Source organism: Anabaena subtropica FACHB-260, from assembly GCF_014697105.1.
Lineage (GTDB): Bacteria > Cyanobacteriota > Cyanobacteriia > Cyanobacteriales > Nostocaceae > Trichormus > Trichormus subtropicus.
Genome location: NZ_JACJRF010000004.1, coordinates 121,775 through 140,602, shown reverse-complemented (window position 1 = coordinate 140,602; position 18,828 = coordinate 121,775). Strand labels below are relative to the sequence as shown.

Genomic DNA, 18,828 nt, shown 5'->3' with positions numbered 1-18,828 from the left:
ATGAATGATATTATATTGTCTTTGCGCTATTTGTTAATAATCACAAGCTAAATTCAGCCGCATTATCTTCGTCTAAATTTGTATCTTGCCCCGCAGCAGTAGGTTTAAAATTAGCACCATGAATTAGCTGACTAAACTTAATATTTTGCTCGTGATGTAGGATATTCAGCACACTAATAAAATCCCGAACGATTTCCCCTGGTGTTAGTAATGCTTCTGCGCCTAAACGGCTGACAATTTCTTTAACAAATTCCTGTAATTCCTTATTTGTTAAAGTCTTGTCATAACCAAAATGGGTGGCATGAATTTCAGTTAATCGTTGCAAAAGTGTGAGAATTTCTGCTTCACTCAAAGGGTTAAGACGGATAACTGGCCCTAAAAATTCTTGTACATCCGCCTGTGCTGCAAAACGACTTTCTTTTGTACGTCTACGCCAAGCTTGGTCTGCAAAAAGTCCTCGATTTGGATCTTCTAAAAACTTGGTTGTCCCACCTATAATAATACCTAAATGTTCTGCTTTACATTGCATGGTATCATTAAACATTGTTAGTAGTCTATTATAATTTTTTTCACGAGTAACTGTAGTAGATATTTGGTAGAGATTAACTGCTTCATCCATTAAAATCATCAGTCCTTTGTAACCAATTTCTGCCACGAATTTAGCTAAGAGTTTAATATATTCATACCAACTATCGTCATCAATAATTACCCTTACTCCTAAGGCTGTTCTGGCTTCGGTTTTAGTATTAAATTCTCCGCGTAACCAACGCAGTGCTGAATTTTTTAAATCATCATTATCTGAGCGGTAGCCACGCCAATAAGCAATAATAATGCTACCAAAATCAAAACCATGTACTAAGTCTTCTATATACTGAACGACTTCTCGAATTTTGGCTTCTACTTGGTCATCAAACCCTTCATCATTGGGACGTAGGTTACTGTCTTTAACAACTTCTTGCTGAATTTTATTAATCCATCCTTCAAGGATAGAAACTAATGCACCACCATCAGGACGAGTTTTTGTAGATAGACGACTCATCAATTCCCGATAGGTTGCTAAACCTTCATGATTACTTCCTGCTAGGCGGCGTTCCGAGGATAAATCAGCATCAGCCACAACAAAACCTTGCTCCATTGCTCGGTTACGAACCATTTGGAGGATGAAGCTTTTTCCAGAACCATAGTTACCAATTATAAAGCGAAATGCTGCTACACCTTCTGCAATATCATCTAGATTTTGTAATAGGCTTTTAAGTTCTTTTTCTCGACCAACTGCTATGTGTTCTACTCCTAATCTGGGAACTACACCCGCACCTAGAGAATTAATTAAAGCAGTTGAAGTTTTCTTCGAGATTTTGAGCTTTGCCATGTATTTTACTTTACTTGATATTAACGCAGGTTTTACAGCCCTGAGTGCTTGCTGGGTCGAATATATTGTTTTCTAGCCTCTAGTCTCTATTTCATGCGTTTTTTTGTGTACGCTGTTGATGAGCAAGAGTTCAATAATAATTTTACAACGAGCTAGAGGTATTTAATTTGAGGCTACGTGTCTAGTCATAAGATTTTCATACAAAGAAATTATATTTCTGACGTTGATTATATGTTCTGAATAAATTCTTGGTACTTCTAAATTTGTTTCAATTATTAATTCACCAATAGTATCATTAGCACACTCATTAATCGAATCAATCAACAGATTCGGCATCGTAACGTTAGCTTCAGCAATTTTTTTAATAGATGGGTTGGGATTATCTTGCTCTACTATAGTTTTTAATACTTGAATTTCATGACTAGGTAACTGCTTTAAGAATATATTCCATTCTTCTGGTAAAGTCTTAGCTGTATTATTTTCAGCTTCTAACTTATCTAAATTTTCCAAAATATCTGAGAAAGGGAAGAATTCGCTTTCTTGTTCTGTTGTATTTATAGTTAGGGGTTCTTGATTAAAAGTTTCTGTTTGTTGTAAGAGTTCCCAAACTTGGTTTTGTAGGAGGTCTCTTTCTTGCTGTAAAAGCGAAATTTCGTTTTGTAGTTGCTGTAATTCGGTGTGTCGTTCGTTTGCTTGAATTTGTAAATAAATGATATTAGCAGCTAAATTTTCTTGTTCATTGCTTGTATCTAGCAGTATTTGATTTTGTTTGTTCTTTTCAACTTCCAAATCTTGAATAGCAATTCTTAGTTCATATAGTTTTTCTTCTAGTTGAGGTTTGATTCGTCCTAACAAAGTGACACTACTTTCAAGTTCTTGTTTTTCTTGTTGTAGGTTACTGATTTGGGCTTGCAACTGGGTTATTTCAGCACGATGAGTATGATAGTTAGATTCCAGTCGGCGTTTTTCTGTCACGAGTGTAGATAAGGAAGTATTCAATTCTATTTGATTTTGCTCTAAGCTATAAATTGCAGTTTTTAAGTTGTGAACTTCCGCTTCTATCTGTTTTCTTTGGCTGGCAAAATTACCTAAATCTCGGTGAAGACTATCTCTTTGATTACGGCATTCTATAATTTGATTTTGTATTTGCTTTGACTCTGCATACAATAAACCACGATTATTTTCTAGTTGTTCGATTTCTCTGGCTAGACGGGATTTTAGTCCCTCCATTTCGTTAATCCGTTTACGAAGGGAACTTAAAAGTAATAATTCATAATTTCTCCGCCGCTTATCGACAAATAAAGCTGCTGCATAAGTAGCTATTACTGTAATTACAGCTGTGAAAAAAGCTTGGCTAAAATCCCATTTAGGAACTAGACTCAAACCAAAACTCACACTAAAGGCAACTATGCCTAAAATAAATCGATTACTTACTATTACTGGTTGCATATTGCTGATTTTTAGCGTAATTAAGTTTTTTGGGAGAGCAGCATTGACAATGATTAATCTTCATATTTTGGTGTTAGTAATTCTAGTTGTAAGTGTTTGTGCATAAGATTGTTGTGAAAGTAACAAAATATTGAAATCATGCAACAATTATTTTCATAATTGTGTATCTAAGATATTGTCATCTGTCCCAATGAGTGATATATCTGCTTTCAGAAAATCTACAAATTGCCGTGCTGTACGTCCAGAACGGCCATTATGGCGCGTTGCCCACTGTAATGCTTGATATTCTAAATCTTCTGGGTTGATACTAATTCCGGCTTGGGCTGCTAGATGACGTACAATTTGTAGATATGTGTTTTGGTCGGCAGCTTCAAAGGTGAGAGTAAGACCAAAGCGATCGCTAAAGGAAAGTTTTTCCTGCATCGTGTCTCCAGCATGGACTTCTTCGTGATTTTTCAGGTTAGGTCTATCTGCAAAAAATTCTCGAATCAGGTGGCGGCGATTTGACGTAGCATAGACAACTACATTCTGGGGACGAGCAGTCAAGTTTCCTTCCAGGACAACTTTTAGCGCTTTGAAGGCATCATCATCTTCTTCAAAAGATAAATCATCAACAAAGATAATAAATTTTTGCGGCACTCCGCGTAACTGTTCTACAATCTTTGGTAAATCCTTTAAGTCTGATTTTGTCACTTCCAATAAGCGGAGTTGACGATCACTATATTCATTTAATAAGGCTTTGACTAGCGAAGATTTTCCCGCTCCACGACTACCGTAAAGTAATACATGCAGCGCTGTCTGCCCCGATAATAAAAATTCTGTATTTTTCAACAACATCTCTTGTTGTGACTCGTAACCTACGAGTGAACTTAGTTTAACTGGGTCAGGGTAAGGAATGCCGACAAGTTCCTCTTTTTGCCAGCGTAAGGCACGATATTGTGCAAATAAACCTGTCCCAAATTTCTGATAATAAGCGGCTAAGTCTTCTACTGCATCCGCCCAATGTTCTAAATGATGTAAAGATAATCCTGTGTCTATCGCTATATCATTCTGTTCCAAATACCAGACTACAGGAGAAATGGGTAAATGGGCTACAGATTGTACCCATTCACTCAAAACAGCGCTATTACATTCATAAAGACTCTGCAACACCTGTAAATCATGTTTTACGGCTAATATTAGGGCTGGGGGTAAATGTTCAAAGTCTTGGTCTTGGTGCTGGGTAAGTTTGCTAAAGGGATTTTCGGCAATCAAAATCTGCGAAATGAGATAATCTTCCCAGTTTTGCTTTCTAGTAGCTAAAGAGTGAAAGTAATTGCCATAAGCTTGAAGACAACCCCGTGCATCAGCATCAGCGTAGCGTATGGCTTGTAAAAGTTCTTGGAATGCAATACCAACATCGGTTTGCAAGACTGATTGGTACAGTAAAAGTGACGCTGCTTGGCGTTGGAGAAATTTAACCTGGGTATGGGAAGAAGTACTTACTGACATTGCTGGATTATCCATCAATTAACTTAGTCATTAGTCCATAGTCCAAAATTTCATTTTTAACTGTTGACTGTTGACTGTTGACCACTTAACCAACGTTTACATAGGGTTTAACAATGAATTTAAGTATAATTGCTGCGATCGCCTATGGTATGTTAGCTCTTATTGGTGGCATTATTGGCTACTTTCAGGCTAATAGTCAAGTCTCCCTCCTCAGTGGTATTTTAAGCGGTCTATTACTATTTGTTGCTGCTTACTTGCAACTCCAAGGGCAAACTTGGGGTTTGATTTTAGCAACTGTTGTGACGGCTGCTCTAGTAGTATTCTTTGCATTAAGATTAGCTAAAACACGTAAGTTTATGCCTGCTGGATTAATGACTATTTTAGGTATGTTGACACTAGCAGTTTTGATCAATCAGCTGGTTGCCCCTAAGTAACATGAAAAAGTGAGTAAAAATCAACTCTCTGTATTGGGTTTTTTATATAGTACATTTATATTACTAAAATGTGAATAAGTTAAGACATGAGATGCAGAGAAATTAGGTGTAAGCTAGATTTTTTCGTGCCTGAACTGTCTATTTATTAAGTAAATAGTGTATTTTTTATAACTTTAAAATATTCAGCAAAGCAGTGCTGATTACATAATTTTTGCTTATTTAACTATTACCACAGCCGTTTTGGTATGAAGTATGGGCATGGTACACAGGTATAATTCTAATATTTTTTCAAAAAAATAATTACTACCAGCCTAAAGTATCCGGTTTTTTTGAGGGTAGTGATGATAAATAAAAGTAATACCCCATGTCAAATTAATCGCTTTGATCATTCAGGTTTAAATGTAACAATTTTTACAATTTTTTCTGGATGAGATTTTCTGCTCTATGTGGCGGAGTAAGTGAGACTGGTTTTCAGAGATCAAAGTGATATTTAGCATTAAATTAGTTTTTATGTATCATACTTTTTATAGATTTATCTTATGAAAAAATAAAATTTTCCCGAAATGAATAAATACTGATACATCTGTCTCCAGATACTTGCTTAAGTTAATAATTGAGCGGATGGAAGAAATTTTTCAGTAGAAAACCTACTAATCAATTAGCAGTTATTTATAAGCGAGAAAAAATTAATCATAAATGACAACAAGATTTTAAATAAACTGCGCTAATTTTTCTTAATAAGCAAATATATTGATTTTAAAGATTTGATAGTGATAGCATCAAAAATTAAAGTAAAAATAAAGGTTGTTTTGCCATTTTGGCAGGTATTGATAAAAGAGATGAGATATTTATAGATTAAAGCAATCATGATTTATATTCATATCCTTGTTGTTATCTACCTAGACGATTAAAGCTAAACCAATTTTGAGATTAGTTGATTATCTCAGCAATTTTACGAACTAGGAAATAATCCATGTTATTACCACTGTCTTCTCAAAACGTTATCCAGTATCTGCAAGCAGCAGGTCTGTGTAGCTCAGAAGATGGCAAATCAGAGATATTTGAGTTGCCAAGTAACAATAAGAATTGCAATTTAGTGGTGGATTTAGCAGGTAATCGCAAACTGCTAGTTAAACAAGAACGTGGTGTTACAAATGATGGAATTCTCCATGAATTGTTTAATGAATGGCTATTTCACCAATTACTACAACAGTTTCCAGTTCTAGGTAACATTTCTGCGATCGCTCCCTTAGTGGTACATTTTGATGAGGAAAAGTCTATCCTCGTTCGCAGTTATTTAAGTGAATACATAGATTTGCGGGAGTCTTATCAAAATAGCAACGTTTTTCCCACAGAGATTGCAGGTGCTATTGGAACGACGTTAGCGGCACTACACCGTACTACCTTTCAAGGTAAAGAATATCGTAATTTTATGGCAACTGCGCCGCAAGGACAGTTCCGCTATCATTTTTACAATCCAGCACAAGGAATAGCTTCTCTGAATCCAGCGATTTTTGGTAAAATTTCTACTGAAGCCTTAAAATTCCATGTCCTTTATCAAAGTTATGAGAGTTTAGAAGCTGCGATCTCTGACTTGGCTTATGAGTGGAATGCTTGCTGTCTAACTCATAACGATCTCAATCTCAACAACATTTTAATTCATTCCCGATGGAACCAATTAGATAATTGCCTAGTGCAATTCATTGATTGGGAGGCCTGCACTTGGGGAGATCCAGCTTTTGATATAGGAACTATTTTAGCTAGTTATTTAGGACTTTGGCTGGAGAGTTTAGTGGTAGATCCTACTCTTGAATTGGCAGACTCTTTACAGCTGGCAATGATACCACTAGAAGAGATTCAACCATCATTAGTAGCTTTACTACAAGCTTATTTGCAAGCCTTCCCAATGATTTTGGAATATCATCCTGATTTTTTGGTACGAGTTATCAAGTTTACAGGCTTGGCTTTAATTCACCAAATTCAAGATAAAATTAACAACTGTAAATTATTTGATAATTCTGACATTTATATGCTCCAAGTAGCCAAAAATCTCCTGACAATACCTGAGAAATCTGTACTAAGTATTTTTGGGATTTCGGAGGCAGAAATCCTCTCTCCGGTAGCAAAGGTTCATCACACATCACATCCTGATAAGGAAAAACAGCTAGTTCGCCTCTATTATGAAAAAACTCGCTTACGTGGTTGCTAAAACTAGAAATATGAACAATTCAAAAAGCAAAATTATCTATTTTGAATTTTGAATTTGTCATCCATTGGTTGAAAATTAATATTATAACCAGGATCTTTGCCCTGTAGGGTTTTTCTAAATTATCAATTTTGAGTTTGGAATTGATTGATGCTAGATTCTTCTGCTAACCCACTGCTTAATTCCTTAATGGATATTGCTACTAATATCCAAATTGAGCCAAACTTTTGTATCTACCATCCCAGTTATCAACCTTTTGCTTTACCACCCAAAGTAGCAGATAGATTTCAGCATAACTCGGTTGCCCTACAAAATAAATATCTCGCTTTACTTCTGCGTAATTTCCTTTATGGCATTTATTATAATGGTGTCTTACAAAGTCATTTAGCTACTGATGATTATGCTAATTACTCAGTACCACAAAATTTAGCAACTAATACGACTGTAGGCATCGATTGGGAATTTTACGAACAACTGCAAGCCAGTAATCATGGAAAAGGTTATTTTGACCCTAGTTGGCAGGTGTTACGTAAGGAACCTGATGGTAGTATGGCGGTTACTAAAGGCGGTTTAACTTTATATATTGAACCAGATTGTCATCTCAAACCCAGCAAAAAATCTGCGGCTGTTGGGGAATCAGTGGCAATTTGGATGCCTAACAATCGATTGCAAAACGGTTATTACTTGGCGGTGAGCGATGTAGGGCAGGAACAGTCAGGAAACCCGGATGCTGACTTAGGCACAGGAAGAATATATTTTAATTTTAGTGCTGCTGGTGCGATCGCACTCATGGATAATTTAACGCAGCAATTCAACGCAGCCGCAATTCCTTTTACCTTTCAAGTTCTTTTCAATCCCTGCGCCTACGGACGCTATGACTCAGGATTACTCTACTTTCAACACGAAGACTATCCAGCGATTCACAAAATCCTTCAGGTTATATATAAAGAGTATCAAGGTTATTTTCAGTCAGAAATACCACTGTTTACTAAGTTCTTAGCACCTGGTTTGAGTCTAGCTGAAGAACCAACTCAAAAATTTGCCGCACAAGAAAGTTTTGGCATGAATCGTTGTCAAATTGTCGCTAACGCTTTATTAGAAGCTTGGCATAAAGGTAAGAACGCAGTAGAAGAACGCATGAAGACGATTAACAAACACTTTCAACGTCATTCTATAGATTTGCAGCGTCCTTATCTTAACCCTACCTCTGAAGATATATATTCACCGTTAAAGCTATAAATTGTATTTGCACAGTAATATGATTTTGTAAAGCAGGCTTACAGTCTGCTATTTTTTTATTTTACGTTTTTAAATATGCCTTTCACTTATACCCGAACAATTCACTTTTCAGATACCGACGCTGCGGGAGTGGTATATTTTGCTAATATCCTCAGCATTTGTCATGAAGCTTACGAAGAATCTTTAGGAACATCAGGAATTAAGCTGAAAGCGTTTTTTACTAATTCTGATGTCGCTCTACCAATTGTTCACGCTAGTGTAGATTTTTTCCGCCCGCTATTTTGTGGTGATCAAGTAATAATTAGCTTAATGCCCCAAAAAATAGGTGTAGACAAATTTGAAATTAACTATGAGCTTTTCTTGGCAGATATACTAATTGCTAAGGCGATTACTCGACACGTTTGTATTGATGCGAGTAGTAGAAGTAAGCAAGAACTCTCTCCGGAAATTATTCAGTGGTTGAACAGCTATCGTAAAGAAACAGAGGAAGTAGAAAGGCGTAAAGCTAGAGAGGTTATCTAATAATTCTGCAAAGAAGGTGTTCCCTTAAATACAAGATATTGCAAAGGTTAAATGATATTTTTGTGTTTTATTTATTGTCTTTTGGGGATGACATTCCTGATTCCACTTTTAGCACCCATAGCATCACCTTTGTAACGAGGGATGATATGAATACTAGTGTGCATAATCTTTTGTCCGGCGGCTCGATTGATATTCATACCTACATTAAAGCCATCAGGTGAAAATTCTTTTTTGAGAAGTTCTTGGGCTTTATTGACCATCAACCAGCAAGCAGATTGCTCTTTCATGGGGAGTTGAAAATAGTTACTAACATGACGTTTAGGAATAACTAAAATATGTCCTTTAGTCAGAGGATAGCCATCAAAGATAGCGTAAGCAGTTGCTGATTCAGTTAATAACTTTAATTGTTTATTGGGATTGCAAAATATACAGTAATTAGTAGAATTTCTTTGATTATTATAATGTTTATACTCGTAGATTTCCCGGCTTTCGTCCAAATAGATTGAATGAAAAGGAAGTTTGACTATACATTGATATGTAGGCTTTTTATGAACATAATGTTCTCGAAAGCCTTCTTTTTTTAGATCCCTTCTCACAACATAATAAGCTTTTCCCCCTGGCTTTAATAAATGTGATATTTCCATGAGGACATTAGCTTGCTCTTCGGAAAATAAAACATTTAATACATAAAAGCAAATTATAGTATCAAATTTATGATCAGGATATTGGGGAAAATAGTAAGGATCATAACCTATAATATCAAAGCCTTTTTGATGCAATAATTTAACATCATTACCAAAGCCGCAACCAAAATCTAATATTTGCCCTTGAAGTAGGTTTTGGTTGAGTAAGAACTGAGCAGGAAATGATAAATAACTTCTTTCAATGGCAGTGAGATGGCTAAATTGATTTTTTTGCTGTTTCATGGAAATCTGATATTAATCTGTTCCCCTGTCTTAGCACAACCAAAACTCAATCCGCGATACCAAATAATACGGTAATAAGTATGTTTTTATATCTATCTAAGTTACTGCCATTATTTTTTTATCCTTTGGGATTAGCCAGTCTCAGTTTAGTAGTAGCACTAATAACTTTGCGGAAACATCCACGTATTGCGACTACGGCCATAGTTTTATCGCTAATTTTATTGTTATTTTGTAGTAACGGCTGGGTTGCTAAATACTTAGTGCGATCGCTAGAATGGCAAAATATACCCCCAGCACAATTGCCTAATGCCGAAGCCATAGTAGTATTGGGTGGAGCCACTAAATCAGCTTTTCCTCCAAGACCTTCAGTTGATTTAAGCGAACAAGGCGATCGCGTCATCTATGCTGCTCAACTATATCGACAAAAAAAAGCCCCATTTATTATCCTTAGTGGAGGACGTGTCGATTGGCGCGGAAGCGGTTCATCAGAATCAGCAGATATGGCAGATATTCTTACATCTCTCGGTATTCCCTCTGAGGCGCTAATTCAAGAACCCGACTCACTCAATACTTATGAAAATGCCGTCAATGTCAAGAAAATTTTAGAGTCCCGTGGTATTCGTCAAGTATTATTGGTAACATCAGCATTACATATGCCGCGATCGCTCAAAATTTTCCAGCGTCAAGGTATGGATATCATCCCCGCACCCACTGACTTTTTGGTTAGTGAAGGTGAACTACAAGAACTAGGCAACACTCCTAAAGCCGCCATATTGAATTTATTACCAGATACTTACAACTTACACCAATTCACTAGCGCCCTTAAAGAATATATTGGTAGCTTTATTTATTGGTTACGCGGTTGGTTGTAATTAGTCAATAGTCAACTGCTTTCTGCTCCTCTACCTGTTTTCAGTCTCTAGTTCCTAATCTCCAAAATATATGTCAGAAAACTTACCTTATATTTTGCCTTCTCCTCAACCTCAAGTTGAAGAAACTTTTGCTGCTTACCAAACGACTCATCATTTTTATTATGAAGTCCAGAAACGCTCAGAATTTCAGCGCTATTGTGAGTGGTATTACATAACTGCCGAGGAACATCGCCAAGAGCTAAAACGAATGCGCTGCGAAGTGAATATTTTCTCCTGGTTTCGACGTTCCCCCAAGATTTAGCTTAATTAGTCATTGATAATAAATAACGACCCTATTACTAGAGCCGTCATCTATTATTTGTACAAATTAAACTAATTTCTCCCTAGCCACTTTTGACCATTCAAGCGATACACAAGACGAGATACCAACATATCGAGTGTAATTTTGCGCTCATCGATTAAAAATGACTCCAGAGTGCTAGGTCTTCTGCCTTCATTGCAAGAAAAGCCTTTTTTGCCTTGGATATCTTCATCGGGAAAATACACGTTAAACTGGCGCTGTCCGTTTTGCCAACTACCAATTACTTGCCAGCATTCTTCGGTTGATGATAAACCAGCAATGGGTAGCTTTTGCTTGGCGAAAGAAAGCTGTAAATCTTTTACTCCTTCCGCAGTAATGGCATTTTGCAAAGCTGGCAAGTAGTCTTGCTCCATGAACTCTACAAAAGGCTTGTCTTCCACAGATGGGGCTTTCTCTTTTTTTGCGGCTTTAGCGGCGGCTGGTTTTTCTTCTTTGGGAGGTGCAGCAGTTTGTTTAGCAGCATTGGGGTTAGTCTTCGGGTTTGCTGCTTGGGGATCTGGCGCGTTGGCAGTAGGGATATTTGTTGCTACTGGTTCGCTAGTACTGGGGGCGTTTTCTTCGGCGACAGTAGGGGCCTGTTGATTAACAGTGCTGGGAACCGCGTCTCCCGCTTGATTTTGATTGCTTGGATCTGCCATTGCTCAGGTCATCCTTTGTCTAGCTTGTAGAGCGATCGCCATTCGCGGAGCATTCCGCAGGAAAGGTGGGGCATAGCCCTTCGCTCACCTTTTAGTCATAAATTACTTTCATTTTGACATAGGATAGGCAGTCAAGTCGCTTCGCTCTAATTCAAAATTCAAAATCCTTTTAGTTTCCTAAGGGAACACCAAAAAATAAATTATCCGCAATTGATGGTTGGGTAGGGTGCGTCAGTATGAATAATTTCTGAGTATAGTTAGGTTCTATCACACTGACGCACCCTACAGTTTGGATATTTTTTATCAAGAAGTCCCTAAATCCAGATAGCTTAAAATTTGAAAAATCTTCCTTGGCGATACCAACTACGAAGTTGCGCTGGTGCTACACCAAGTAAATACGCAACAATCACAACTTGATTAATTAATGTGGTTTTGAAAACTCCCTTTTGCAACCATCTCCGGGCTGAAGTTACCACTGCTACAGGGAGAATAGCAATTTTACCAACACGTTTTAAGCGTCGCATCAATTCAAAATCTTCCATTATGGGTAACTCCGGAAACCCGCCCACTTGCTGGAATACCGCCTTCGTCATAAAAATTGCTTGGTCGCCATAAGGCATTTGTAAAAGACGCGATCGCCAATACACTCCCTTTTCTACCAAACGTAAACCAGCCAAGTCTGCATTTATCCGCAAAGCAAACGCCCCTGCTATTACCCCAGGCTGCTGTAACGCTGCACGAATAATCTCATCAAACCCAACAGGTAAGCGTGTATCTGCATGGAGAAATAACAGAATTTCGCCCATAGCCAGCGTTGCTCCCGCGTTCATTTGCACCGCACGCCCTGGAAATGACGAGATAACTTTTACACCCAGAGATTGAGCGATCGCCACCGTATCATCTTGTGAACCACCATCTACCACAATCACTTCTATATCTGCACTAGGTTGAGTAGTGGCGATCGCCTGTTGAATATTTTCTGCTTCGTTGAGCGCTGGAATGACAATAGAAATTTTAATATTCTCCAGATTTTTACCCATAATTACCTTTACTGAATTTTTTATTCAGGGTAATTAGTCATTACTAACCTGAACAAATATATAAGTCTTTAATTGGACATGATATCAGCTGATAAATCTGTTCTAGCTAGAGGGAACAATATGGTCATAAGTCAAGTTTTTGATACAAGGGTACGCACTGATGAAAGTTTTGGCCCAAACCCGTAACAGACTAACAATGAAGCATTTTCCAATTAGTAATTGGTGGACAGGAGGCTTTTTAATTACCTGTGGTCTATGTTTTTTGATTTATTTAGTATTTTTCACTGCTGTTTCAGCTAGTCTCAGTTGTCAGCGCATATCAAAAAGTGGCAGTAATTGTGAATTAAAATATTATTATTTAATAGGAAAGACGCAAAAACAGAAAATTTTTGATCTCCAAGAGGCTAGAATAAAAACTATAGTTGGAAGTAAAGGTAGCAGAAGTTATCAAGTCGTAATTTCTACTCCCTTTGGGGAATATAATCTTTTATCAGCAACTGGTAGCTATCAAAAAAATGAGCAGATTTCTACTCAAATCAATAATTTCATCTATTCACAACAAACCTATCTATCAGTTAGACAACATCTATGGCAGGAATCTTCAATTTACCTAATAATCATAAGTACATTCATCATTAGTGGGATTTTTTTAGTTTCATATCCCATTGTCATCTGCACTTTTTACAAAAGCTTGAATAAAGTAGTGATAGAATACCAAGGCTTGCGTGGTAGTAAAGTTAAAGAATATCCCTTAGGCAATATTCTGCGAATTGATAGCCAAGAAAAAAATACCCGTTATGGTAGAGTTTATCGTCCGGCATTAGTGTTGCGATCGCAGGAAACTATCCCTATTCACCAAGACTATACCAACGAAAAAAGTAATAGCAATATTATTTACAGTATAAATACTTTTCTCTCGTCTCAAAAATAATAGACCATCAGCTTTGTTAAGTGCAGATAGCCTGCTGAAATTCAATTTGTGGCAATTGTGTTGATTAATTAACTATTTTACAGAAATTTGGCACAAACAAGGAAACCGTGCAAATATAAAGAAAAGCTTAAGAGGTTAGAGACTCATGATTACTACAAAAATGATGCAACAGCTTTGGGCTGTAATTGAGTCTACTAATGTCAGCACCTTACTCCAGTTTGATGATATAACTCTAGTACAACTGCTCCTCCAGCAATTAAAAGTTAAGCAGGGACTAGACCCACAAGCAGATAGTAGCCTGAATACTTATATAAAATCTAAATTGCCGCTAATTAGAGACACGGCTGAAAGCCGATTATCTTTAGAGCAAGAAAATCATTAATACGAAAATTGACCAATAAAATATGATGAATCACTGGCTCAGTATTGCCCTTGTAGCTTATCTGATGGGAGCGGCGATTGAAGGGGTAAGTACAGCCAGCCAACTATCTCGTTCCTTGCCGGAATTAACCAAAGATAGGCAAAACGAACCGTCAGAGTCTGCTAATCAACTGAAAGATTACTGGCGTGTTTTTGTTGTCATTGCCTCTGTAAGTCTTTGTGGAGCCTGCTTTTGGCCTTGTCGCTTGCTTCACCGTTTAATTAAAGGAAACATTTCATCTGAGGACTTGTAGCTCTTAAGCCATAATGCCTTTTCTCAAATTAAAGTCTGTTTGAGTTGGAAATTCTTGTCGAAATCAGCAACAGTGAGATAAGCCATCCCAAGGGGTTGATGAATTTTCAGCAAAATTGTAGCACCATTGTATTGAAGTGACTCTGGAAATATAGAAGCTGAAAAGTTGACAAGAAAAGACACAAATGCCTGATTTACGCTGCATTCAGATATTTTTAGTATTGCTTTGATCATGTGAAAACAGTCAAAATAACTAGACTGCACATTGATAACTAATTCACAGTAAGCTGTTTTATCTAGGCAGTTTTTTCAACTCATACTATGGCAACGATTAACGATAACTATCTCAAACTCAAAGCAGGCTACCTATTCCCCGAAATTGCAAGACGGGTTAATACCTTTGCCGAAGCCAACCCTGATGCTCAGATTATTCGCTTGGGTATTGGTGATGTCACCGAACCATTGCCGGAAGCTTGCCGGACTGCCATGATTAAAGCTGTGGAAGAGATGGGCGATCGCGCATCTTTTAAAGGTTACGGCCCAGAACAAGGTTATGCTTGGTTAAGGGAGAAAATTGCCGTCCAAGATTTCCAAGCACGGGGTGCTGAAGTAGACGCTTCCGAAATCTTCATTTCCGACGGTTCTAAGTGCGATACAGGCAATATCCTCGATATTTTTGGCAATAATAACATCATTGCCGTCACTGACCCAGTTTATCCTGTCTATGTAGACACCAACGTCATGGCAGGACATACTGGCTCTGCTAACGACAAAGGCGAGTTTGAAGGTTTAGTTTATTTACCCGTCACCGCCGAAAATAACTTCACTGCGGAAATTCCCTCTCAGAAAGTAGATTTAATTTATCTCTGCTTTCCCAATAACCCTACAGGTGCAACCGCCACCAAAGAACATCTCCAGGCGTGGGTAGATTATGCCAAAGCTCATAACTCGATTATTTTCTTTGACGCTGCCTACGAATCATACATTACCGACCCGTCCCTACCTCATTCTATCTATGAAATTGCAGGAGCGAGGGAAGTGGCGATTGAGTTTCGTTCTTTCTCCAAAAATGCAGGTTTCACAGGTACTCGTTGCGCCTTAACCGTCGTTCCCAAAACCCTGAAAGCTAAAGCCGCCGATGGTAGCGATGTGGAACTGTGGAAGTTGTGGAACCGCCGCCAGTCTACCAAATTTAATGGTGTGTCTTACATTGTCCAACGGGGAGCCGAAGCAGTGTATTCAGAGGAAGGACAGGCGCAAGTAAAAGCACTCGTCAGCTTCTATTTAGAAAACGCCAAAATTATCCGCGAAAAACTCACAGCCGCCGGATTATCAGTTTACGGTGGTGTAAACGCACCTTACGTTTGGGTGAAAACTCCTAATAGTCTTTCCAGTTGGGATTTCTTTGATAAGTTGCTACAAACAGTCAACGTAGTTGGAACCCCCGGTTCTGGTTTCGGTGCGGCTGGTGAAGGCTACTTCCGCATTAGTGCATTCAATAGCCGGGAGAATGTAGAAGAAGCGATGAAACGAATTACCGAAAAGTTTAAGGTGTAATCATTTGGTGGTGGGCGATGCCCACCCTCCAATCAAAACAGCACTATTATCAAATATCATCTAATAAATTTATTTAACTCTTCAACTAAAAGATGTACTGTTGTTGAAGGATTATCTGTTTCTGGATTAATAGGTTCATACTGCTTGAGAAGATTTTTAGCGTTTTTGATAGCATTTGCTTGTTTATTCTCTATCTCTTCATAAATTGTTGGGCTATTTTTTTTATACTTTTTTCCCAGAAATCTATCCAACTTATCAATATAATCGCTGCGGAGAATTCCAGTATTAAGAAATTCAAAGTGCAACACATACCATAATTCAAAAGCTTCATTAGAGTAAGCGACTTTAATTCCTTCTCTTTCAGCATTTGCAAAAGCATTATTAAAATTTTGTTTAGTCCAATCATCACGATCAAATACACACCAAACTTGATCGTAATCTTCTTGAGTTTTTAATTTTTTTGCTGTTTCAATTAATTTACTTGGATCAAACCCTAACCCTCTAACATCTATCACATCTTTAGGGACACGAAAGCTTTTGAAATAATTTGGCTCCGTTGTACCACCTTCACAAATAATTAAAAATCTTTGTCTAATTTCCCTGGTTGCAACTGTTCTCTCAGCATAACCACGCGACGATCCTCGCCTTGAATTATTTTTAGGCATCAGACTCACTGATAATTTGGCTTAAGTCACCAATAAATGGAATTGCGCCATATTTGCCTTTAATATAATCACTCTCAAATAAGGCATCATTGCGTATCTTATATTCAACCAAAGAATATAAATCTGTAGCACCATATTTGTTTTTTTCTGTAAACCAAAGCTGGTCTCTGCGAAAAAGTTTGTTACTCAACAAGTTGGTATCATGGGTCATAAATATTAGTTGTGCATTATTACGATTAGTCTCTTGAGAATTAAATAATTCAACAATAGCCCGGCTGATAAGGGGGTGAAGTCTTGCATCAAATTCGTCAAATATCAAAACTTTCCCGTTCTTGAGAGTATCTATTAATGGACCTGCAATAGCAACTATCTTTTGAGTGCCTTCAGATTCTTGTCCTTTAAGATCAAATAGCTCCATAGAAACATATTTACCCTCTTTATCGAATTTTTTATGTAGAGTGTTAATAGCAGTTTTTTTGAAAACTCCAGTTGGAAAAAGTAAACTTTTAAGTTCATTTGGTATTTCTGTAATAACAGAATCAGGAGTAATTTCCATCTCTTCTAATTTTATTTCACTAATACCTAGTTCTAATTGCTTGATGAGATTAATAATATCTTTTCTATTATCACTATCTTCTGCTAAACATTTTACTGTATAATCTAAGTAACCTCTATCATTTAAACCAGAAATTACTTTTATTTTTCTTGTTAGCCAATCTAAAATTTGTTCGGCAATCTTAACATTAAATTGAGCAGCTACTGATAAAAAAAGCGCATTGCGTCTAGTTTTGGGATGAATACCCTCACCTTTGAAGGTTTGAGATAGATTAATTTTGTCAGAATCTCCATCATTAGTACGTTCAAATAGACGAGTCTCTCTTGTTTTAGGAACATAGAATAACCACTCTGAAAATACTCTTTCTTCATTAGCTTCAAACCCATATCTATACTTTTTACCTTCTAATATAAATACAATTTCGAATAGAGAGGGTTTTGTCTCAGTTTCCGTACTTAAGTTAAATGGCTCAGTTCCTATTTTCTCTGTACTTTGAGTTTCTTTAGAAGAGTTGATCATAAACCACTTCATAAAGCTGAGAGCTTTTGCTATATTACTTTTACCACTAGCATTAGCACCATAAATTGCAGCACTTTTAAGTAATTTCAGTTCATCATCAACTGTAAAAACATTGTTTTCATCAAGTTGCTTTTCTTTGGCAACAATATTAGCTGCCACCATACTAAAGGTAACTTTATCCTTAAATGATCTGTAATTACCAATACTAAACTCTATGAGCATAGTCACCTCTAAGCATTAAATAGCATATTTGAGATAATTTCACAAATATATAGTTTAAGCATAGCGGTTATTGTCATGAATGGAATCTAGTAAATATAACCGTTATGTCTGTATCGCGGGGTCGATGTGTTTCATTCTTGGTTATTGAGAAGATATTCCAGAACTTAACTTGTATTCCCATGACTGACCAAGCTCTACCCAGAACTATCCAAAGTGTTCTCAATAAATACAGTGAGCCGGATGCTTTATTTTCTGCTTTGCTGCCTATACTTGGGCAAGTATTAAAGTGCGATCGCTGTTTTTTATACCTGCGAAATCCTCAAACTAAGTTTGGCAAAATTACTCACTGCTGGCGGCGCAATCCCGATATTCCCGATATTGGCAACTCTGAGTGGGAATTAGAACCAGCATCACTACCACAAGTAGACCCTATGTTTGCAGCTGCACTGCGGACTGCTCCTTCTATTTATGTCGAAGATGTGGAAACCGCAGATCCCACAGTTGTGAATAAAGAGTTTGAGAGCCAAAACTTTGGTCATCGAGCGCTGATTCATGCTCACCTATGTCACAATGGTCAACTTTGGGGAGTTTTGCAGCCTTGTGTGTTTGCTGAAAGTCGTGTTTGGTCAGAATCAGACCGCGCTATTGTTACTCAATTAGAAGGCAAATTGATATCTTCAGTCGTTGACTACGTGAAAAAGTCCATAGTCCATAATCCATAGTCAAAACCCTAATTTTTGGTTCATAACTATTGACTGTTGACTATTGACTATTCTATTTAAAGAATTCACCCCTAAGTATTTAAAAATCCTGTGAACTATTCTCTGAACATAGGATTTATAAGTATATACTTAAGTAGCTACTAAGTAGCCAGTTACTAGCTACTTAATATAGCTCAGTTTTGATTTTTATTTTGCCGACTGCTCTACCAACTTTTTCCCAGGCTCTGGCTGTTTCTATGTCTTGCCAGTCAGAGCGCAGATTTTCTGCTTTTTCATAACAAATTTGCGACATAATCTTTAGCACGTCTGACACATTCATGCTATCTAGCATGGCTTGGATGTCGTCTTTGCTGTACATATTGCCCTCTCTGTCGCACGCATCTAGTCCCATAGGTCGGAGAAAAGTTGTATCTTCCACGTATATTTGGATAATAGC

General features: G+C 37.3%; 20 protein-coding genes. 11 read left to right on the top strand and 9 right to left on the bottom strand.

The window, feature by feature from the left end:
• Window positions 1–40: 40 nt before the first annotated feature.
• The 3 genes from H6G18_RS03795 to H6G18_RS03785 all read right to left on the bottom strand — a co-directional run bounded on the left by H6G18_RS03795 (window position 41) and on the right by H6G18_RS03785 (window position 4,324).
• Window positions 41–1,369, bottom strand: a complete 1,329-nt coding sequence (locus H6G18_RS03795; RefSeq protein WP_190405751.1) for an ATP-binding protein — start codon at window positions 1,367–1,369, stop codon at window positions 41–43.
• A 162-nt stretch (window positions 1,370–1,531) separates the two neighbouring features.
• Window positions 1,532–2,818 (bottom strand): tellurite resistance TerB C-terminal domain-containing protein, encoded by a 1,287-nt coding sequence (locus tag H6G18_RS03790; protein WP_190405750.1) that lies wholly within the window; start codon window positions 2,816–2,818, stop codon window positions 1,532–1,534.
• A gap of 153 nt (window positions 2,819–2,971) precedes the next feature.
• Complete coding sequence (locus tag H6G18_RS03785) at window positions 2,972–4,324, bottom strand: ATP-binding protein (RefSeq protein ID WP_190405749.1); 1,353 nt, start codon at window positions 4,322–4,324, stop codon at window positions 2,972–2,974.
• A gap of 98 nt (window positions 4,325–4,422) precedes the next feature.
• On the opposite strand from H6G18_RS03785, the gene H6G18_RS03780 reads away from it, so the two are divergent.
• From H6G18_RS03780 to H6G18_RS03765, 4 genes are all read left to right on the top strand, one after another.
• Entirely contained in the window at window positions 4,423–4,743 is a 321-nt protein-coding gene (locus H6G18_RS03780) for a TMEM14 family protein (protein WP_190405748.1), read from the top strand.
• Window positions 4,744–5,716: 973 nt separating this feature from the next.
• Window positions 5,717–6,952 carry a phosphotransferase family protein gene (locus tag H6G18_RS03775; RefSeq protein WP_190405747.1) on the top strand — a complete coding sequence of 412 codons (1,236 nt, stop codon included), beginning with the start codon at window positions 5,717–5,719 and terminating at the stop codon, window positions 6,950–6,952.
• Between the two features lie 147 nt (window positions 6,953–7,099).
• The gene (locus tag H6G18_RS03770; RefSeq protein ID WP_190405746.1) at window positions 7,100–8,188 is read left to right on the top strand and encodes a T3SS effector HopA1 family protein; all 1,089 of its coding nucleotides are present in this window, start codon (window positions 7,100–7,102) and stop codon (window positions 8,186–8,188) included.
• Window positions 8,189–8,263: 75 nt separating this feature from the next.
• Window positions 8,264–8,710: an acyl-CoA thioesterase gene (locus H6G18_RS03765; RefSeq protein ID WP_190405745.1), complete on the top strand. Its 447-nt coding sequence runs from the start codon at window positions 8,264–8,266 to the stop codon at window positions 8,708–8,710.
• Window positions 8,711–8,781: 71 nt separating this feature from the next.
• Here H6G18_RS03765 and H6G18_RS03760 read toward each other — a convergent pair whose 3' ends face one another.
• Window positions 8,782–9,636, bottom strand: a complete 855-nt coding sequence (locus tag H6G18_RS03760) for an HIT family protein (RefSeq protein WP_190405744.1) — start codon at window positions 9,634–9,636, stop codon at window positions 8,782–8,784.
• Between the two features lie 80 nt (window positions 9,637–9,716).
• On the opposite strand from H6G18_RS03760, the gene H6G18_RS03755 reads away from it, so the two are divergent.
• Both H6G18_RS03755 and H6G18_RS03750 read left to right on the top strand, forming a co-directional pair.
• The gene (locus tag H6G18_RS03755) at window positions 9,717–10,508 is read left to right on the top strand and encodes a YdcF family protein (RefSeq protein WP_190405743.1); all 792 of its coding nucleotides are present in this window, start codon (window positions 9,717–9,719) and stop codon (window positions 10,506–10,508) included.
• A gap of 70 nt (window positions 10,509–10,578) precedes the next feature.
• Entirely contained in the window at window positions 10,579–10,809 is a 231-nt protein-coding gene (locus H6G18_RS03750) for a hypothetical protein (RefSeq protein WP_190405742.1), read from the top strand.
• Between the two features lie 71 nt (window positions 10,810–10,880).
• On the opposite strand, the gene H6G18_RS03745 is transcribed toward H6G18_RS03750, so the two are convergent.
• The gene (locus tag H6G18_RS03745; RefSeq protein WP_190405741.1) at window positions 10,881–11,507 is read right to left on the bottom strand and encodes a DUF2996 domain-containing protein; all 627 of its coding nucleotides are present in this window, start codon (window positions 11,505–11,507) and stop codon (window positions 10,881–10,883) included.
• 329 nt (window positions 11,508–11,836) lie between these two features.
• Entirely contained in the window at window positions 11,837–12,547 is a 711-nt protein-coding gene (locus tag H6G18_RS03740) for a TIGR04283 family arsenosugar biosynthesis glycosyltransferase (RefSeq protein WP_190405740.1), read from the bottom strand.
• Window positions 12,548–12,707: 160 nt separating this feature from the next.
• On the opposite strand from H6G18_RS03740, the gene H6G18_RS03735 reads away from it, so the two are divergent.
• From H6G18_RS03735 to H6G18_RS03720, 4 genes are all read left to right on the top strand, one after another.
• Window positions 12,708–13,478, top strand: coding sequence for a hypothetical protein (locus H6G18_RS03735; protein WP_190405739.1), 771 nt, complete (start codon window positions 12,708–12,710; stop codon window positions 13,476–13,478).
• Window positions 13,479–13,623: 145 nt separating this feature from the next.
• Window positions 13,624–13,860, top strand: a complete 237-nt coding sequence (locus H6G18_RS03730) for a hypothetical protein (RefSeq protein ID WP_190405738.1) — start codon at window positions 13,624–13,626, stop codon at window positions 13,858–13,860.
• A gap of 25 nt (window positions 13,861–13,885) precedes the next feature.
• Window positions 13,886–14,152 (top strand): hypothetical protein, encoded by a 267-nt coding sequence (locus H6G18_RS03725; protein ID WP_190405823.1) that lies wholly within the window; start codon window positions 13,886–13,888, stop codon window positions 14,150–14,152.
• A 320-nt stretch (window positions 14,153–14,472) separates the two neighbouring features.
• Window positions 14,473–15,708, top strand: a complete 1,236-nt coding sequence (locus H6G18_RS03720; protein WP_190405737.1) for an LL-diaminopimelate aminotransferase — start codon at window positions 14,473–14,475, stop codon at window positions 15,706–15,708.
• A 56-nt stretch (window positions 15,709–15,764) separates the two neighbouring features.
• Here the strand turns inward: H6G18_RS03720 and H6G18_RS03715 are convergent, their stop codons facing one another.
• Together H6G18_RS03715 and H6G18_RS03710 are read right to left on the bottom strand one after the other, a co-directional pair.
• Window positions 15,765–16,373, bottom strand: coding sequence for an RloB family protein (locus H6G18_RS03715; RefSeq protein ID WP_190405736.1), 609 nt, complete (start codon window positions 16,371–16,373; stop codon window positions 15,765–15,767).
• A complete protein-coding gene (locus H6G18_RS03710) occupies window positions 16,366–17,670 on the bottom strand; it encodes an AAA family ATPase (protein ID WP_190405735.1) in 1,305 nt (434 codons plus the stop codon). Before H6G18_RS03710 ends, H6G18_RS03715 begins: the two co-directional genes overlap by 8 nt.
• Window positions 17,671–17,849: 179 nt before the next feature.
• Between H6G18_RS03710 and H6G18_RS03705 the strand changes: the two genes are divergently transcribed.
• Window positions 17,850–18,392: a GAF domain-containing protein gene (locus H6G18_RS03705; RefSeq protein ID WP_190405822.1), complete on the top strand. Its 543-nt coding sequence runs from the start codon at window positions 17,850–17,852 to the stop codon at window positions 18,390–18,392.
• A 163-nt stretch (window positions 18,393–18,555) separates the two neighbouring features.
• Here the strand turns inward: H6G18_RS03705 and H6G18_RS03700 are convergent, their stop codons facing one another.
• A complete protein-coding gene (locus tag H6G18_RS03700; RefSeq protein ID WP_190405734.1) occupies window positions 18,556–18,750 on the bottom strand; it encodes a hypothetical protein in 195 nt (64 codons plus the stop codon).
• Window positions 18,751–18,828: the final 78 nt, after the last annotated feature.

What these genes read in the sequence shown, in the direction of transcription:
- H6G18_RS03710 (WP_190405735.1), bottom strand. Translation starts at nt 17,670, where the DNA reads ATGCTCATAGAGTTTAGTATTGGTAATTACAGATCATTTAAGGATAAA.
- H6G18_RS03785 (WP_190405749.1), bottom strand. Translation starts at nt 4,324, where the DNA reads ATGGATAATCCAGCAATGTCAGTAAGTACTTCTTCCCATACCCAGGTT.
- H6G18_RS03775 (WP_190405747.1), top strand. Translation starts at nt 5,717, where the DNA reads ATGTTATTACCACTGTCTTCTCAAAACGTTATCCAGTATCTGCAAGCA.
- H6G18_RS03745 (WP_190405741.1), bottom strand. Translation starts at nt 11,507, where the DNA reads ATGGCAGATCCAAGCAATCAAAATCAAGCGGGAGACGCGGTTCCCAGC.
- H6G18_RS03770 (WP_190405746.1), top strand. Translation starts at nt 7,100, where the DNA reads ATGCTAGATTCTTCTGCTAACCCACTGCTTAATTCCTTAATGGATATT.
- H6G18_RS03765 (WP_190405745.1), top strand. Translation starts at nt 8,264, where the DNA reads ATGCCTTTCACTTATACCCGAACAATTCACTTTTCAGATACCGACGCT.
- H6G18_RS03700 (WP_190405734.1), bottom strand. Translation starts at nt 18,750, where the DNA reads ATGTACAGCAAAGACGACATCCAAGCCATGCTAGATAGCATGAATGTG.
- H6G18_RS03755 (WP_190405743.1), top strand. Translation starts at nt 9,717, where the DNA reads ATGTTTTTATATCTATCTAAGTTACTGCCATTATTTTTTTATCCTTTG.
- H6G18_RS03720 (WP_190405737.1), top strand. Translation starts at nt 14,473, where the DNA reads ATGGCAACGATTAACGATAACTATCTCAAACTCAAAGCAGGCTACCTA.
- H6G18_RS03760 (WP_190405744.1), bottom strand. Translation starts at nt 9,636, where the DNA reads ATGAAACAGCAAAAAAATCAATTTAGCCATCTCACTGCCATTGAAAGA.
- H6G18_RS03735 (WP_190405739.1), top strand. Translation starts at nt 12,708, where the DNA reads ATGAAAGTTTTGGCCCAAACCCGTAACAGACTAACAATGAAGCATTTT.
- H6G18_RS03715 (WP_190405736.1), bottom strand. Translation starts at nt 16,373, where the DNA reads ATGCCTAAAAATAATTCAAGGCGAGGATCGTCGCGTGGTTATGCTGAG.
- H6G18_RS03730 (WP_190405738.1), top strand. Translation starts at nt 13,624, where the DNA reads ATGATTACTACAAAAATGATGCAACAGCTTTGGGCTGTAATTGAGTCT.
- H6G18_RS03790 (WP_190405750.1), bottom strand. Translation starts at nt 2,818, where the DNA reads ATGCAACCAGTAATAGTAAGTAATCGATTTATTTTAGGCATAGTTGCC.
- H6G18_RS03705 (WP_190405822.1), top strand. Translation starts at nt 17,850, where the DNA reads ATGACTGACCAAGCTCTACCCAGAACTATCCAAAGTGTTCTCAATAAA.
- H6G18_RS03725 (WP_190405823.1), top strand. Translation starts at nt 13,886, where the DNA reads ATGAATCACTGGCTCAGTATTGCCCTTGTAGCTTATCTGATGGGAGCG.
- H6G18_RS03780 (WP_190405748.1), top strand. Translation starts at nt 4,423, where the DNA reads ATGAATTTAAGTATAATTGCTGCGATCGCCTATGGTATGTTAGCTCTT.
- H6G18_RS03795 (WP_190405751.1), bottom strand. Translation starts at nt 1,369, where the DNA reads ATGGCAAAGCTCAAAATCTCGAAGAAAACTTCAACTGCTTTAATTAAT.
- H6G18_RS03740 (WP_190405740.1), bottom strand. Translation starts at nt 12,547, where the DNA reads ATGGGTAAAAATCTGGAGAATATTAAAATTTCTATTGTCATTCCAGCG.
- H6G18_RS03750 (WP_190405742.1), top strand. Translation starts at nt 10,579, where the DNA reads ATGTCAGAAAACTTACCTTATATTTTGCCTTCTCCTCAACCTCAAGTT.